At 72.5% G+C, this 16,162-nt stretch carries 11 protein-coding genes; 5 read left to right on the forward strand and 6 right to left on the reverse strand.

All coding sequences use genetic code 11. The features are described from left to right. Positions 1-133: 133 nt before the first annotated feature. On the forward strand, positions 134-1,573 hold the full coding sequence (locus WMF36_RS36040; RefSeq protein ID WP_437575346.1) for an ATP-binding response regulator: 1,440 nt from the start codon (positions 134-136) through the stop codon (positions 1,571-1,573). 70 nt (positions 1,574-1,643) lie between these two features. Here the strand turns inward: WMF36_RS36040 and WMF36_RS36045 are convergent, their stop codons facing one another. Both WMF36_RS36045 and WMF36_RS36050 read right to left on the reverse strand, forming a co-directional pair. After that, a complete protein-coding gene (locus WMF36_RS36045; RefSeq protein WP_437581997.1) occupies positions 1,644-2,111 on the reverse strand; it encodes a Dps family protein in 468 nt (155 codons plus the stop codon). 294 nt (positions 2,112-2,405) lie between these two features. After that, positions 2,406-3,002, reverse strand: a complete 597-nt coding sequence (locus tag WMF36_RS36050) for a YqgE/AlgH family protein (protein WP_437575347.1) — start codon at positions 3,000-3,002, stop codon at positions 2,406-2,408. Between the two features lie 164 nt (positions 3,003-3,166). Here WMF36_RS36050 and WMF36_RS36055 point away from each other — a divergent pair, with 164 nt between their 5' ends. Genes WMF36_RS36055 through WMF36_RS36065 form a run of 3 tightly spaced genes read left to right on the forward strand, consistent with a single transcriptional unit; the run spans position 3,167 to position 6,329 of the window. After that, positions 3,167-3,577 (forward strand): 6-pyruvoyl trahydropterin synthase family protein, encoded by a 411-nt coding sequence (locus tag WMF36_RS36055; RefSeq protein WP_437575348.1) that lies wholly within the window; start codon positions 3,167-3,169, stop codon positions 3,575-3,577. Positions 3,578-3,631: 54 nt separating this feature from the next. Further along, positions 3,632-5,122, forward strand: a complete 1,491-nt coding sequence (locus WMF36_RS36060; protein ID WP_437575349.1) for a DEAD/DEAH box helicase — start codon at positions 3,632-3,634, stop codon at positions 5,120-5,122. Next, the gene (locus WMF36_RS36065; RefSeq protein WP_437575350.1) at positions 5,109-6,329 is read left to right on the forward strand and encodes a DUF790 family protein; all 1,221 of its coding nucleotides are present in this window, start codon (positions 5,109-5,111) and stop codon (positions 6,327-6,329) included. Before WMF36_RS36060 ends, WMF36_RS36065 begins: the two co-directional genes overlap by 14 nt. A gap of 155 nt (positions 6,330-6,484) precedes the next feature. On the opposite strand, the gene WMF36_RS36070 is transcribed toward WMF36_RS36065, so the two are convergent. Together WMF36_RS36070 and corA are read right to left on the reverse strand one after the other, a co-directional pair. Next, positions 6,485-7,570 (reverse strand): PHP domain-containing protein, encoded by a 1,086-nt coding sequence (locus WMF36_RS36070; protein ID WP_437575351.1) that lies wholly within the window; start codon positions 7,568-7,570, stop codon positions 6,485-6,487. A gap of 198 nt (positions 7,571-7,768) precedes the next feature. Beyond that, positions 7,769-8,971: a magnesium/cobalt transporter CorA gene (gene corA, locus WMF36_RS36075; protein WP_437575352.1), complete on the reverse strand. Its 1,203-nt coding sequence runs from the start codon at positions 8,969-8,971 to the stop codon at positions 7,769-7,771. Between the two features lie 203 nt (positions 8,972-9,174). Between corA and WMF36_RS36080 the strand changes: the two genes are divergently transcribed. After that, positions 9,175-10,641: a hypothetical protein gene (locus WMF36_RS36080; protein ID WP_437575353.1), complete on the forward strand. Its 1,467-nt coding sequence runs from the start codon at positions 9,175-9,177 to the stop codon at positions 10,639-10,641. Positions 10,642-10,755: 114 nt separating this feature from the next. Here WMF36_RS36080 and WMF36_RS36085 read toward each other — a convergent pair whose 3' ends face one another. Together WMF36_RS36085 and WMF36_RS36090 are read right to left on the reverse strand one after the other, a co-directional pair. Beyond that, on the reverse strand, positions 10,756-11,745 hold the full coding sequence (locus WMF36_RS36085) for a hypothetical protein (protein WP_437575354.1): 990 nt from the start codon (positions 11,743-11,745) through the stop codon (positions 10,756-10,758). 431 nt (positions 11,746-12,176) lie between these two features. Further along, the gene (locus WMF36_RS36090) at positions 12,177-16,058 is read right to left on the reverse strand and encodes a protein kinase domain-containing protein (RefSeq protein WP_437575355.1); all 3,882 of its coding nucleotides are present in this window, start codon (positions 16,056-16,058) and stop codon (positions 12,177-12,179) included. Positions 16,059-16,162 lie beyond the last annotated feature (104 nt).

The following is a 16,162-nucleotide window of genomic DNA, read 5'->3' on the forward strand; positions in this document are numbered from 1 at the left end:
TCCGCTGCCCCCGGCCCGCGCGGGACCGCGCCAGAAACGCCGCCCGGCTGAGCTCACCCGCTCACCACCGCCCGCGCGGCGCGGTCCCGGCGCATTGACACGGCCCACCTTGCCCTACTACGATCCCTGCGGAATGGTCGTTGGCTCCGCGCGGCGCCTGATCTGGGTTGTCGACGACAGCCCTGTCGACGCCGAGCGGGCGCGCTGCGTGCTTGCGCGCGAGTACGACGTGGAGGTGCTCCGCGACGGATCTGCGGCGCTGGAGCGCTTCTCCTCCTGCGCGCCGCCCGACGTGATGGTCCTCGACTGGATGATGCCGGCCGTGAGCGGCGTCGAGGTGTGTCGATTCCTGCGCTCCGAGGCCGCGGGCGCCCAGAAGCTCGGCATCTTGCTGCTCACGGCGCACCGCCACACCGATCAGATCGTCGAGGGGCTGTCCGCGGGCGCCAATGACTATCTCGCGAAGCCCTACGGGGACGAGGAGCTCCGCGCGCGCGTCGCGTCCCTGGTCCGCTGGCGGGCGCTGCTCGAGCGCGCGGAGCAGGCCGAGATGGCCAATCGGAGGCTGCTGGAGACAGCCCCCGATCCGCTGTTCGTGCTCGACGCGGAAGGGCGCTTCAGCTTCGCGAACGAACAGGCGGTGGCCGCGCTCGGCGTCGGACTGGACGCGCTGATCGGGAGGGCGCTCACGGAGCTGATCCCCGATCTCCGCGCGGGCGGTCCCCCGCCCTCGCCCGGCGAGTCCGCGCTGCCGACCGGGGATGTGGAGCTCCGCGGCCGGCTCTTCTCGCCGACGCTGAGGGTGCTTCCCCTGGACGGCGCGGAGAGCACGATCGTCTCGCTCCGCGACGTCACCGAGCGGCGCCTGCACGACGAGCGGCGGCTCGATTTCTACTCGATGGTCGCGCACGACCTGCGCACGCCGCTGAACGCGATGACGCTGCGGGTCGCGAACATGCTCGCCAGCGAGGAGCTCGCGCAGCAGCCGTCCCTGCTCGGGGACATGCAGAAGCTCGATCAGCGCCTGCAATCGCTGGTCGTCATGATCAACGACTTCCTCGAGCTCGCGAGCCTGGAGGGGGCGAAGCGCCGCATGGGCCGCGAGGAGGTCGATCTCGTGCCCTTGATCTGGGCCACCATCGAGGACTTCCGGCCGCTGCTCGAGGAGAGAGGCCAGACGTTCGCCGGCCCGGCCCGCCGGGACGACGCCGCGGTGCTCGGCGACGCCAGGCGGCTCGGTCAGGTGCTCTCCAACCTGATCGGCAACGCCATCAAGTTCACGCCTCCGGGCGGGTCGATCGCGGCGCGGGTCGAGGTGAAGCCGCGCTGCGTCGAGGTCTCGCTCGAGGACACGGGCCGCGGCGTCGCGCCGGAGGTCGCGGCCACGCTGTTCCAGCGTTACCAGAGGGCCGAGCACAGCGTCGGCGGCACCGGCCTGGGGCTCATGATCGTCAGGGAGATCGTCGAGGCGCACGGCGGCGTGGCCGGCGTGGAGAGCAGCCCCGGGCGCGGCAGTCGCTTCTGGTTCCGCCTGCCGCGCAGCCGCGGGGCGGCGCTCACCGCGCCTGCCTGAGCTCACCGCCGGACAGCGCGCCGCGCCGGCGCGGGCCGCGCTCAGCGGCCCTGGGCGCCCCGGAGGGGAATCACTCGAGCAGGCTGCGCAGCATCCACGCGGTCTTCTCGTGGAGCTGCAGGCGCTGGGTGAGCAGGTCGCAGGTGGGCTGATCGTTGGCCGCCTCGGCGACCGGGAAGATCTCGCGCGCGGTGCGAGCGACCGTCTCGTGGCCCTCGACGAGGCGCTTGATCATGTCGGTGGCCTTGGGGATGCCGTCCTCCTCCTTGATGGAGGCGAGCGCCACGAACTGCTTGTACGTCCCCGGCGCGGGGAGGCCGAGGGCGCGGATGCGCTCGGCGACGAGGTCCACGGCGAGCGCCAGCTCGTTGTACTGCTGCTCGAACATGAGGTGCAGCGTCTGGAACATGGGCCCTGTGACGTTCCAGTGAAAGTTGTGTGTCTTCAGATAGAGCGTGTACGTGTCGGCGAGGACACGGCCCAGCCCCGCGCCGATCTGCTCGCGGTCCTTGGCGTTGATTCCGATATTGATCTCCATCATGGCTCCTCTCGCGTGTCGTATGCTCTCGGCTCGATGCCCCGTCAACGGCGCCGGGAAAGCCCTCCCTGCGGCGTCCTCCCCCCCGCGCGCCTGACGGCCCGCCAACCTTCGTCCTCGCGTCCCCCGCGTCAATCAGCCCCCCGCTCTTTCCCAGAAGCAGCGGAGGCCCCTGTCGGGGCACGCCCGCACAGGAGACGGGCCCAGATCGGCGTTTTCGGCGCGGAGGCGTACTCCTGTACGCCGAGCACCGAAAACGTCGAGATGGGCCCGTATCCGAAGCGGGCGTGCCCCTCAGGCCTCGCCGATGCTGCGCATTGACAGCATTTCAATCGGGCGCAGCCCGAGCAGCCCATACGACTTCTCCCAGCGCTGCTCCGCCGCCACGTCGAACAGGATCCGCTCGTCGAGGGGCACCGGCAGCCACGCGCCCGAGGCGATCTCCCGCTCGAGCTGCCCTGGCCCCCACCCGCTGTAGCCGAGGAGCACCGTCCTCCGCCGCGAGTCCGTCGCGGCCGCGCCGCGCACGGAGTCGGCCGCGAGCGTGTCGAACGCGCTCCGGGACGACGTGACCCGCACCCGCGAGCCCACCGGGATCACGCCCGTCTCCTCGGCCCCGAGCGACGGATCGAGGCACAGGATCCACCCCGAGCTCGGCTGGACCGGCCCGCCGAGGTAAACCGGCGCCGGGTCCTTCAGGTCGTTGCCGTAGCCGGCGAACGACAGGAGCTCCCCGAGCGACATCGGCGCCGGCCGGTTCACCACGAACCCCAGCGCCCCACCCTCGCTGTGGACCGCCAGGAGCACGACCGTCCTGTCGAAGTTCGGATCGCCCAGGGGCGGCGACGCGATGAGGAACCCAGGGGCCAGCACGCTCGCTTCGCGGTTCATCGGTGATCCTCCCTCGCAACGGCCAACCGGCCACTTCGTCCCGCACGAACCTGCCTGCCCACGTGGCGGGGCCGGACGGGGAGCCGTCCGCACCTTACCCCCGCGCGCCGCGGCAGGCGATTGGGATCTCCCTCCCGGGCCGGGACGAGAGGTATAGTGCGGCCATGTACACGGTCGGCGTCCGCGATCACATCATGGTGGCCCACAGCCTCAAGGGCGAGCAGTTCGGCCCTGCACAGCGCCTGCACGGCGCGACCTACACCGTCAGCGTGGAGGTGGACCGGGAGGAGCTCTCTCCGCTCGGACAGGTGGTCGAGACGAGCGTGCTGCGGGACAACCTGCGCGGCGTGCTCGCCGAGATCGACTACCGCAACCTCGACGATCACCCTGCCTTCGAGGGCAAGCGCTCGACGCCGGAGCTCATCGCGCGCTACATCCACCGCGAGCTCGGCCGCAGGCTCCCGCTGAGCGCCGGCACTGCCCTGACGATCACGCTGCATGAGTCCCCCCTCGTGTGGGTACGCTACCGCGCGCCGATCCGCGGCGCATCGATGATGCCGACCGAGCTGGCCTGATCGTCGCTCTCCGGGCTTGGCACGGAGCCCTGGCCGCGGCACAAGAGCGCGCCGATGACCGAGCCGGTCCGCACAGCGCCGATCGTCCTGAGCTTCCAGGGCGGCACCCTCCGCATCGAGGGCGTCGCGCCGCGCCCCGCGCTGGCGCCGTCCGGCGAGCTCGACAGCAGCGCGCTCGCCGCGGATGCGCCCTCCGTCGACGAGCACGGCGGACCGCCGGGCTCGTCCGCGGAGGGCGCGCCGCTCGATCCCGCGTGCCTCCCCGCGTCCTGCCGCTGGGATGCGCGCGAGCGCGTCTACCGGGTGCCGGCCATCGACTACGCCGAGCTCGTCCTCAGGCTCCGCGCCCGCGGCGTCCCCTTCACCGACGCGGCCCGCCGGTACGAGGCGCTCCCGCTTGCGCCGCTCGCCAAGCACGACCCCTTCCCGTACCAGCGCGAGGCGCTCGACGCGTGGGCCGGGCGGCGCAGCCGGGGGGTCGTCGTGCTCCCGACGGGCGCGGGCAAGACGTTCGTCGCGACGCTGGCGATCGCCGCGCGGCAGCGCAGCGCGCTCGTGGTCGTCCCGACGCTCGACCTCCTGAACCAGTGGTACGACGGGCTCTCCGCCGCGTTCGGCGTCCCGATCGGCCTGCTCGGCGGCGGTTACCACGACGTCCTCGACCTGACGGTGACCACCTACGACTCCGCGCACGCGCACATGGACCGGCTCGGCGCCCGCTTCGGCCTCGTGATCTTCGACGAGTGCCACCACCTGCCGAGCCCCTCGTACGCGCTCGCCGCGAAGATGTGCCTCGCGCCCTTCCGCCTCGGCCTCACCGCGACCCCCGAGCGCGCCGACGGCCGGGGCTACGACGATCTCATCGGCCCGATCGTCTTTCGCCGCGAGATCACCGAGCTCTCCGGGCAGTACCTCGCGGCTTACGACGTCGTCCGGCTCGACGTCCCGCTCTCGGAGGACGAGCGCGCCGCGTACGAGGCGGCGCGCGCCGTGTACATCGGCTTCCTGCGCGCGAACGGCATCCGCATGCCCGAGGGGTGGGGGCAGTTCATCATGCTGAGCTCGCAGTCCGACGCCGGCCGCCGCGCCTTCGAGGCGTACCGCCGCCAGCGGAGCCTCGCCCTCTGCGCGCCCGGCAAGATCGACGTCCTCGCGCGGCTGCTCCACGCCCACCGCGCGGATCGCACCCTGGTCTTCACCGAGGACAACGCCACGGTCTACCAGATCTCGCGGCAGTTCCTGCTGCCGGCGATCACCCACCAGACGAAGGTGAAGGAGCGCAGCGCCATCCTCGAGGCGTTCAACCGCGGGACGCTGTCGGCAGTGGTCACGTCGAAGGTGCTGAACGAGGGGGTCAACGTGCCCGAGGCGAACGTCGCGATCGTCCTGTCGGGCAGCGGCTCGGTGCGGGAGCACGTCCAGCGGCTCGGCCGCATCCTGCGGCGGAGCGAGAACAAGACGGCGATCCTCTACGAGCTCGTTGCCCTCGGCACGAGCGAGCAGCGGGTGAGCGACAAGCGCCGGGAGCACGTTGCTTACCAGTGACCTCGTCCGCGTCCGCCGGCGGGGCGGGCTGGTGATGCCGCAGTACCTGCGCGGCGCGGCCGCCGAGCGCCTGCTCCCGGTCGCGCGCGCGTACATCGACATCCTGTCCCAGCGCGTCGGCGAGAGCCGCGACGAGATCGAGGCCGCGCTCGACGCCATCGAGGTGCCCGCGCGGGATCGCGTCGCCGCGCTCGGCCTGAGGAAGGTGCTCGAGGACGGCTGCGACTACGAGGTGCAGGAGGGCGTCGATCCCGAGGCGCTCCGGCGCGAGCTGTTCCTTGCCGCGGCGGCGGCGCACCGCGCCCTCGACGTCCGCGCCCGCTTCGACCGCGCCGCGGTGCTCGACGAGGTGGCCGCCCGGCTCGGCACGACGCCGGCGGCGATCGACGCGGGGCTCTACGCCGACCTGCGCGGGGCCGAGATCCTCCGGCGCGCGGCCACGGATGCGCCGGAGATCCTGCTGGATCGGTACAACCTGGCGCTGGCGCAGTCGATCCTCCTGCGGGCGACGCAGGTGACGATCCGCGTCGAGGGGGAGAGCGCCCCGCGGTACCGGCGGCTCTTCCGCGCGGCCCGGTTTCACGGGCTGATCCATGTGGTCCAGGGCGATCCGGTCTCCGGCTACACGATCGTGCTCGACGGCCCGTTCAGCCTGTTCGACGCGGTGCAGCGGTACGGCTTGCGGCTCGCGATGTTCCTGCCGTCGGTGCTCGCGTGCGCCTCGTTCCGGCTGCGCGCCGAGCTGCGCTGGGGGCGCGACAAGGAGCCGCTCGCGGTGGAGATCGGCCCGGCGGACGGCCTCCTGTTCCACGGGCGCGAGCTCGCGGAGACGACGCCCGAGCTGGAGGCGTTCTGCGAGGGGTTCAGGAAGCTCGGATCGCCCTGGACCGTGTCGCCGAACGAGCGGCTGTTCGCGCTGCCCGGGGAGGTGGTGTGCGCCCCGGACCTTGTGTTTCAGAACGCGGAGACCGGGGAGGAGGTGTACCTGGAGGCGTTCGGGTTCTGGAGCCGAGACGCGGTGTGGCGGCGCGTCGAGCTGATCCGGAAGGGGTTTCCGGCCAGGATCCTGCTCGCGGTCGGCAAGCAGCTCCGCGTGAGCGAGGAGGTGCTGGGCGAGGAAGAGGCGGGGGAGATCTATGTGTACCGGGCGACGATGTCGCCGCGGGCGGTGCTGGGGCGGCTCGACGGCAAGCGCGGGGGGGCGTGAGGAGCCGGGGGTTCGTGCGCAAAGCGATCATGGGGAGCGGCTCGATCGTGCGAGATCTGCTGCTCAGCGCTGGAGAACAGCGCCGGGATGGGGAGAAAGCTCGGTAGGAGACCCGAGGACCGGCTGGCCGCGCGGGCAGCGGGCGTGCCGAGCTCTCACGGCTCCAGGGTCGCGTAGGCCGCCGTCCACGCCCGCTTCCCGTCCGGTCGCGTGATCCGCGCCCGCACGTAGCGCTCCCCTCCGCGGAGCCGGTACGTCGCCCGCCCCGCCAGCGGCTGCTGCCGCTCCAGCACGCGCCCGCCCCACCCGACGAACTCGACCACCACGCCCGCGGCCACCGGCCACACCGAGAACGCGTCGTCGGCGACCGCGATCCTCCGCAGCCGCGCGCCCGACGACGCGTAGAGCCGTCCCCGGGCGAGCGCGCTGCAGATCGCGGCGCGCGACACCTCGCGCGAGAACACCTCGATGAACCCCCGGCCGGGCCCCGCAGGCGGGGCGTTCGAATCGGCCACGAGCTGGTGCAGGTCGTCCACCGCGACGCCGACGATCCCCCCTCCGGCGAAGCCGCGCGCCGTCAGCAACGTGTCCCACAGCGCCTCGTGCGACGGCCGCGTCGCGTCGCCCGCCGTGTACACGTACGGGTGCCCGCTGTGGATCTCCAGGAGCTCCGCCGCGGGCGCCCCCAGGATGTCGCCGGCCGAGAGCGCCCAGTCGAAATTCGGATGGTTGATGAGCGCCACGCCCCCCTCCGCCCGCACCCGCCGGATCGCCCAGCTCAGCGCCTCGCCCTTGGTCGGGAAATCGCCGCCGCCGATCGTCCGGCCCGTGCAGAGCGCGTTCACGTGCACCGGCCGCCCCTCCGCCCACATCGAGATCTCTTCACCGGGGATGACAGTGAAATTCGACCGCGCCTGGAGCTCCTCGAAGATCGCAGGATCGACGCGCCGGTTATGGTCTGTGAGGGCCACGAACGCATACCCGTTGTCGCGGTACCAGCGGACGACCTCGCGCGGCTCGCTGTCCCCGTCGCTCAGCGATGTGTGTGTGTGGAGGTTCCCGCGCTGGAACACCTGCACGTCGAGCGCCTTCTCGAACCGCAGGCGGCCCGGCGGCCCGTCCGGGAGAGCGGCCGAGTCGGAATCGGAAGCGGACGAGGCGCGCTCCCTCCAGGAGGCGAACGCGAGGACCGCCGCTGCGCCGATGAAAAGGAGGGCTTTCGAGCGGCCGCGCGTCCTCATATGGATGACCAGGACAACAGTATACAGAATGCATCTGCCGCGACCAATTCAATGCGGCGCCTCCGCTCGTCGGCTCTCCGACGCGCCCCTTCCTCGTCGGCCCTCCCCTACCGAACGTCTCGGCGCCCTCGCGCCCGGCTGCATACGTCCTGCGCGACGCGCCCCTGGCCGCCGCGCGCCGCTCACCATGGCGGCCGCTCAGCGGCGGTTGTCGTCTTTCCCGAGCCAGCCCTTGCGGCGGTAGTACGTGAGCAGCCCGATGACGCTCGTCAGCATCAGACACCAGACGAGCGGATAGCCGTAATACCAGTCGAGCTCCGGCATGTTGAACGGCGAGCTCTCGTGGTGGAAATTCATCCCGTAGATGCCCGCGATGGCGGTGACCGGGAGGAAGATCGTCGAGATGATCGTGAGCACCTTCATGATCTCGTTCATCCGGTTCGACATCCCGGAGAGGTGGAGATCCATGAGGCCCGAGCTCAGCTCGCGGTAGGTCTCGATCATGTCCATCAGCTGCACCGCGTGATCGTACGTGTCGCGCAGGTAGAGCCGCGTGTCCTTCGTGATCATCGGGTTGTCCTCGCGGATCAGCGCGTTCACGAGGTCGCGCTGCGGCCAGATGGCGCGCCGCAGCGTGAGCAGATCCCGCTTCAGGTCGTGGATCGGCTTCGACATCGAGCGCTTCGGGTCCAGGACCTCGACCTCCAGGTCCTCGATGCGCTCGCCGAGCCGCTCGAGCACCGGGAAGAAGCCGTCGACCACCGCGTCGAGCAGCGCGTACGCCAGGTAGTCGGCGCCCCGCTGCCGCACCGCGCTGCGGCCGACGCGGATGCGCTCCCGCACGGCCTCCATCGCGTCCCAGTCGGCCTCTTCCTGGACGGTCAGGACGAAGGTCTTGCCGACGAGGATCGCGAGCTGCTCGGTGCGCAGCTCGCAGCGCTCGGTGACCTGCGCCATCCGCGAGATGATGAGGACGTGCTCGCCCCCGTAGACGTCCGCCTTGGGCCGCTGGGGCACGTTGACCATGTCCTCCAGCGCGAGCGGGTGGATCTTGAAGATCTCGCCCAGCCGCTCGAAGGTGGCCTTGTGTCCGAGCCCTCGGACATCGACCCACGTGATGGAGGGCCGGTCGTCCGTGAGGTACGGGATGCACTCGTCGAGGGTCTGGATCTCCTTCTCGGAGACCACCTCGGCGTCGTAGTCGATGACGAAGATCTTCGGCCGCCGCGTGTCCTCGATGACGAGCGTTCCGGGCGGCGACGCCGGCGGCGGCTCGTGCCCGAGCCGATCGCGCCTGGGCCGCTGCGTCCGGTCGAGGTCGGCCCGCTCCTGGGTCCACGAGGTGCGCATCGGCGGCTCGCTGCTGCGCCGCGAGTCAGGGGGTAGCGTGGTGCTCGTCACGGGGGTGGGATGGTAGACCAAGATCCCCCGGCAGGGAGCGCGCACTGGCGCTCGCTCCGCGGCGCCGCGTGGCGTATGCTGATCGGGAAGCGGAGGGGAACGGGCGCTCGCAGGGCCACCGTCGTCCTCCTTGTCCTGCCGGCCGGGGGAGCGCCGCGAGGCGCGCCGGTCTGCGCCTCGCGCCCTTGCCCTTCTGGATGCCCATGGGAACGACCCTCGACATCGCGATCGGCCTCGTCAGCGTCTTCTTCCTGCTCAGCGTCCTCTGCTCGGCCATCTACGAGGCGCTCGCCGGCGTCTTCCGGCTGCGCGCCCTCAACCTCGCGCAGAGCATCGAGATCATGCTGGCCGATCGCGCCCTCGACCCGCACGTGCTCCGGTCCCTCGCGGCCCGCGATGCCGCCGCGCACGCGGCCGCCGCCCCGCGCGAGCCTGTCACGACGCGCTTGATCCGCCGCGCGGCCGAGCTCGTGCGCATCCGGCTGATGCCAGGGCCGCCCTCGAGCCCGCTCGCGGCGGCGTTCCGGCAGCACCCGCTGATCAAGGACCTCAAGTACGGCTGGGTGGGGCCGTCCTACATCCCCTCGCACGCCTTCGTGGCCGCGCTCATCGACACCCTGCGGCACATCGAGTGGCACAACGGCGACGCGCCGTCGCTCCCGCAGGCCGGCGCCGCAGCGCCGTTGCCCCTGCTGGCGAGCGCCGCGGTTGCCCTCCCCGCGACCCCCGCGCCTGCGCCGGCGGGCGACGCCGCATCTGCGCCTCCGCCGGCGGGCGACGCGGCGTCCCTGTCGCCGGCGAGCGCCGCTGAGCCTTCCCCCCCGCCCGCCGGCGCCGCGCCCGCGCCCGCGCCCGCCGGCGCCGCGCCCGCGCCCGCCGACTCCGCCGCCCTCTCGCCCCCGCCCGCCGGCGCCGCGGCGCCTCCGCCGGGCGGCGGGGCCGCGCTGCCGAGCTGCGACGAGGCGCCCCTCGACGAGCTGAAGGGCCTCATCGAGCGGATGCCCAGGGAGAGCGATCTCCGGCGCGCCCTCGCCACGATCGTCGACGGCACGGTCCGGGACATGCGCGAGGCCAACATCCGGCTGGAGCGCTGGTTCAACGACGCCATGGACCGGGCCGCCGGGCGGTACAAGCGCCGCACGCAGCTCCTCATCAGCGCGACGGCGCTCGTCCTGTGCATCGGGTTCAACGCCGACAGCATCAAGCTCGCGAGCGCCCTCTCGCGCGACGCCGTGGTCCGCGCCGCCATGATCACGGCGGCGCAGGAGATGGCGAAATCGGCGCCTCGCGCCGCGCCGCAGGCCGGCGGCATGGACAAGGACGAGGACGTCATGGCCGCGCTCGCCCAGGGTGGAGGCGCGCACTCCCAGCTCACCGGGCTCGATCTCAAGATCACCTGGGGCGTGCAGGCCCCCGAGCAGACGAGCACCCCGGGGCTCTGGAAAGCGCTCTCGGCGATCCTCGGCCAGGGCCTTGTCGCCTGGATCCGCGGGGTGCTCGACCGGCTGCTGAGCCCCGGCATCCTCATCACCGCGGCCGCCGCCTCCCTCGGCGCGCCGTTCTGGTTCGACCTGCTCAACAAGCTCGTGAACCTCAGGACCGTCGGCAAGAGCCCCGAGCCCTACGAGCCCCCGAAGGGCGCCGGACCGGACAGCAGCGTGAACCGCTGACGCCGTACCGAGTCCATCGGCGCGGGCGGCGACGGCGCCCGCGCCGAGCGACGCTTCAACACGCGATCGGGCTGGATACCGGGCCAGGGTGGCTGGGCCCAGCAGCGAGCGGGGTCAGGGGCACGTCGCCGAGTCGTCGTTGTCTATCAGGTCCGCTCGTGGAACGCCGGTCCGCTCACGGAGCTCTCTCGCTTCACAGGTGGGGAGCTTCGGGTTCGTTGTGATCGCGAGATAGAAGTGGATCCGCTTGAGCGAAGAAAGTCCATCGATGCGGGTGAGCTCCGGGTTGTTCGAGATGATGAGATCTTCGTCGATCACCTGGAGCGCAGAAAGTCCATCGATGGAGGTGAGCGCGGCGTTGTTCGAGATGGTGAGATCTTGGTAGATCGTCTCGAGCGCCGAGAGCCCCTCGAGGCTCTCGAGCTTCGCATTGTCGGTGACGAAGAGGTTGGCGAGCTGACTCAGGCCTTCGAGGCCCTGCAAGCTCTCGAGCATCGGGTTGGACTGGAGCGCCACTTCGCCCGTGGCGGTCAGGCTGCGCAGCCCGCCGAGGCTCACCAGGGCGGAGTTGTCCTCGATCCGGATGCCGCCAGCGCGCACCGTCGTCAGATTCTCGAGTCCGTCCAGGTCAGCGAGGCGGTGGTTCGAATGGATGATGAGCGGGCCACCCACGGTCTTCAGGCCTTGAAGCCCCGTCACGCTCGCGAGCGCACCGTTGTTCATGATCGTCAAACTCGCCGCGATGGATTCGAGCCGCTCGAGCCCCTCGAGCGTGGAGAGGTTGCGCGTGTACCGGATGGTGACCGTGCCCGTGACGTGCCGTAGACAGCCAAGGCGTTGCAGCCGATTCACCTCCTCGCTGAGCATCAGGTCCCCCTGGACCTCCGAAATGAGCGGCAAGTCGTCGACATCGACCTGGTGCATCAAATCGAGCGAGCCCGAGTTGGGCCGCGCCGTGGCGCAGTCCAGCTCCGCGGGCGCCCCCGCGCTCCCGCCCCCGCCGCTCGTGCCGCCCGCGTCCATGCCGCCCGAGCTCGCTGCCGCGCCGCCGTTGCCCGACCCAGCCGAGCCGAACATGCCACCCGTGCCGGAGCCTGTGCCCATGGTTCCGCCCGCGCCACTTCCTCCAACACCTCCTCCCGTCGCCGCGTCCCCGGCCTCCCCGGAACCGTCGACCTCGGAGGAGCTTCCTCCTTCACTGTCGCCCGCGACGCCTGGATCGTCAGGAAGCGTCCTGCCGCAAGCCAATGGGACTCCTGCTGCGACTAGCCCAGCCGCCGCAATCGGCGCCCAGTACCCGACCCGCCTGCTGCACACCGGCATCATCGGACCTCCAGCACCCCACGCTGTAAGCGCATGGGGTCACATAGTGTCATTTCGGATGCCTCCCTGTAAACGCATGGGGTCACGTAGTGTCATTTCGGAGGCTCTCCTGTAAACGTCCGGGCACACGTAGTGTCACTTCGGATGCCTTCCTGTAAACGGTCGTTCACACGTCGTGTCCCTCCGCCGGATGCCCGGCCGCCCCCCGCCCCTCACCGCTCGCCGCGGTCGAGCCACGCGCGCGCGTCCTTCTCCAGCAGCGGATCCCCGAGCCGCACCGACAGCTCCAGCAGGTCCTCGTACTCGCGCCGCGCCAGCGCGTCGTTGCGCGCGTTCTTCAGCAGCATCGCCGCCGCCCAGCGGCCCTGCAGCACGTCGCGCCAGTAGCCCTGCTCCTCCGCCTTCGCGACGAGCTCCTTCAGCCGCTCGCGCGCGTCCCCCACCCCCTCCACCCCGTCGAGGTACGCGAGGAACATCCGGTTCGAGGCCGCCACCCGGTCGTACCCCGCCTCGTCCGCCCGCTCCAGCGACTCCGCGAACAGCGCCCGCGCCCGCGCGTGATCGCCCTGCCGGACGCACGCATAGCCCAGGTTGTGCAGGTTCACGACCCCGTCGAAGCGGAGCCCGAGCGCCCGATCCAGCTCGAGCGCGCGCTCGCTCGCCCGCACCGCGGCCCGGAAATCCCCCGCGTAGAGCTCGACCATCGCGAGCAGCTTCGCCCGCACGGCCTCCACGCCCAGGTCCCCCGACGCCGAGGCGGCCTCCGAGCGCGACAGCGCCTCCATCGCGCCGGCCCGATCGCCCGACGTGGCCCGCGCCAGGGCGACCGACAGGAGCCCCCGCAGATCCTCGATCGGCCCGAGCGCGTCGAGGTCGAGCGCCGCGCGCCGCGCGCGCGCGAACTGCCCCTGCAGGCACGAGACCTCCACGTCCACCATCAGCGCCTCGCGCAGGAGCTCGCGGCGCCCGACCGCCATCTCGACCACGTCGTCGAGCAGGTCGTGCGACAGCCGGAACAGGTTCGTCGCCCCGAGCGCGCGCGCGAGCTCGATGCGCGCCTTCACCCGGAGCTCGAGCGACGCGCCCGCGTCCACGCGCGTCAGGATCCGGTCCGAGACCGCCGAGAGCGACGGCGCGCGCCGCCCGTGGCCGACCGCCCTCGAGAGGATCGCCACCCACCCGCCGAGCTCACCCGGGTCGCGCCGCGCGACGTCCGCCAGCTCGAACGCCCGCGTCATCGCGGCGATCGCCCCGTCGAACTGGCCCACGCGCGCGCGGACCCCCGCCGCGCGCGCGAGGTGCCCCGCCGCGCCGTCGGCGTTCCCGAGCGCGAGCGCCTCGTCCGCCGCGCGGCCGAGGTGCCGGTCGACCAGCGCGAGCGCCGCCGGATCGTCCCCGCCCACGCGCTCCAGCCACTCGGCCGCGAGCCAGTGGCCGAGCGCCCGATCCGCGTCCGTCAGCATCTCGTACGCCGCGTCCCGCACGAGCGCGTGGCGGAACGCGAGCTCCACCTCCCCCCGCAACATCGACTCGGGCCGCGGCTCGAGCAGCTCGCGCTTCTCCAGCGTGAGCAGCCACGACTCCAGCTGCGGCACCTGCCCGCCCCCGCCGAGCAGCGCCTCCAGCCCGCCCCGCCAGAACACCTCGCCCATCACCGCCCCGGCGCGCAGCACCCGCCGCGCCTCGGGCTCGAGCGCCGCGATGCGCGACTGCATCATCGCGAGCACCGTCTCCGGCACCTCCCCCGCCCGCCGCTCCACCGTCGCGCGCACGAGCTCCTCGAGGAAGAACGCGTTGCCCGCCGACCGGTCGATCAGCGCCGCGAGCTCGGCCGCCGGGAGGTCGTCGCCGAGCACCTCCCGCACGATCCGCTCGCACGCGCGGCGCGACAGCTCCCCGAGCCGCATCTCGGTCGCCTCGCGCTCCTCCCACAGGTCCGGGAACGCCTCGCGCACCCCGGGGCGCGCCAGCGCCAGCACCATCAGCGGCTGGTGCCGCAGGTGCCGGAGCGCCGCGTCGATGGTGTCCACCGTGCCGCGGTCGCTCCAGTGCACGTCGTCCAGCACGATCAGCACCGGCTGCGCGTCGCTCTCGGCCCGCAGGAGGTCGAGGAACGCCCGCCGCGTCTGCTCCTCCAGGACCGCGCGGTCCTGCCGGGCCGCCCGCAGCGCCGAGCTCTCCGGGAACGGCGCCTCGCAGAGCTCGCCGAGCAGCTCGGTGACCCGCTCCCGCGCGGCGGCGCCGACGTGCCGCGCGACCCGCGCCGCGAGCTTCTCCCGCCGCGCCTCGATCGGCTCGTCGCCGAGCAGGCCCGCCTCCCGCCGCACGAGCTGCGCGAGCAGCCCGAGCGCCGCCCCGCCGCGCATCGGATCGCCGTGCGCGCGCCACACGGCGACCGGCTCGCTGCGCGCCCCGACCCGCCGGATCAGCTCGTTGCCGAGGCGCGACTTGCCGACGCCGGCGCCGGCCGTGACCAGCACGACCCGCGCGACCCCCTCGGTGGCGCACTCGTCGAGCAGGTCCTCGAGCGCCCGGAGCTCCCGCTCGCGCCCCACGCACGGCGTCGCCTTCCCGAGCACCTTGCGCCCGCCGTCCTCGGGCTCGCGCGCGCCGAGCAGCGTGGGGCCCTGGCTGCCCGCGGCGATCTCGAAGCGGTCGCCGAGGAGCGCGGCCGTCATCCGGTCGATGAGCACCGGCCGGCCCGACGACGGATCGTCCGTGGCGTGGCGGACGCGCGCGTCGAGCAGCGCGCCGGCGCGGTCGATGACCTGCCCCACCGCCTGCGTCCCGGCGATGACGTCCCAGCCGGTCGCCAGCGCCACCCACGCCCCGGGCAGGAGCGCGTGGATCGAGAGGGCGCAGCGGGCCGCGTTCCCGGCGAGATCGGTCGGCGAGCCCGCGCCGGCGACGACCGCGGCGACCGAGCCGTCGGCGAGCACCTCCAGGACCGCGCCGTGCGACTGCGCGGCCTGCCGGACCTCGTGGAACGGCGTGGTCGGCGGCGGCGCCGGCCGGGGCTTCACCAGCGGCATCGGCGCGAGCAGGTCGGCGGGCAGCGCCTCCTTGCTGCCGGACACGACGGTGGCGTGGTGGCCCGACAGCATCGTGTCGTTGATCCGCGGCGGCGGGCTGAAAAGCCCCTGCGGGCGGCCCGACGGCGGGCCGCGCTTGCCGGCGCTCATCTCGGCCGCGAGGACGACGCTGACGAGCCGCCGCTCGCTCTTCGTCAGCGCGGGGGTCGGCAGGCCGTTGCCTGTCGACATGTTGCCCTCGACGACGCTCAGCATCCGGAGCTCGGCGGCGACCTCGCCCGCGTCCCCGGGCCGCTCCGCGGGGTTCTTGGCAAGCAGCCGGGTCACGAGCAGATCGAGCGGCGGCGGGATGTTCGGGCAGAAGGTGCTCGGGCGCGGCGCGGCCTCGAAGAGCACCTTGGCGAGGACGGACAGCGGGTGCTGGGCGACGAACGGCGAGCGCCCGGTGAGGCACTCGAACAGGAGGCACCCGATCGAGTAGAGGTCGGCGCGCGCGTCGACGTCGAGATCGCCGCGGACCCGCTCCGGCGCCATGTAAGCGGGCGTGCCGATCGCCGCGCCGGTGAGGGTGAGCTCGTAGGTCGCGTCCGCCTGGCGCGCGATGCCGAAGTCGATGAGCTTCGCGCTCCCGATGTCGCCGCGGGGCAGGAACACGTTGGTCGGCTTGAGGTCGCGGTGCACGATGCCGCGCGCGTGGACGGCGGCGAGCGCCTCGGCGACGCGGCCGACGAGCATCAGGCTCGGCTCGATCCCGAGCGGCCCGCGCGACAGCCGCGCGCCGAGGTCCTCGCCCTCGAGCCATTCCATGGCGAGGTAGTAGAGCCCGTCGGCCGTGACGCCGTGGTCGATGTAGCGAGCGACGGCGGGGTGCTCGAGCTCGGCGAGCAGGCGCGCTTCCCGCTGGAAGCGCACGACGTGCTCCCTGCCCTGGTTGAAGATCACCTTGAGCGCCACCGCCTGGCCGCTCTGCCGGTCGACCGCCCGCCACACCGCGCCCATCCCGCCGGAGCCCGCGAGGCGTTCCAGCTGGAAGCGGTTGGCGAGGACGTGACCTGAATGCATGGCGCAAGTATCGGGGTGCTGACCTTCGCGGTCCAGAGCGGCGTCACGCAGCTCTCGCCCTCCCCGTCCGTGGACACCCTTGCTGGATCTCGCGCCAGCGCGCC

The organism is Sorangium sp. So ce887, assembly GCF_051521455.1.
Taxonomy (GTDB): domain Bacteria; phylum Myxococcota_A; class Polyangia; order Polyangiales; family Polyangiaceae; genus Sorangium.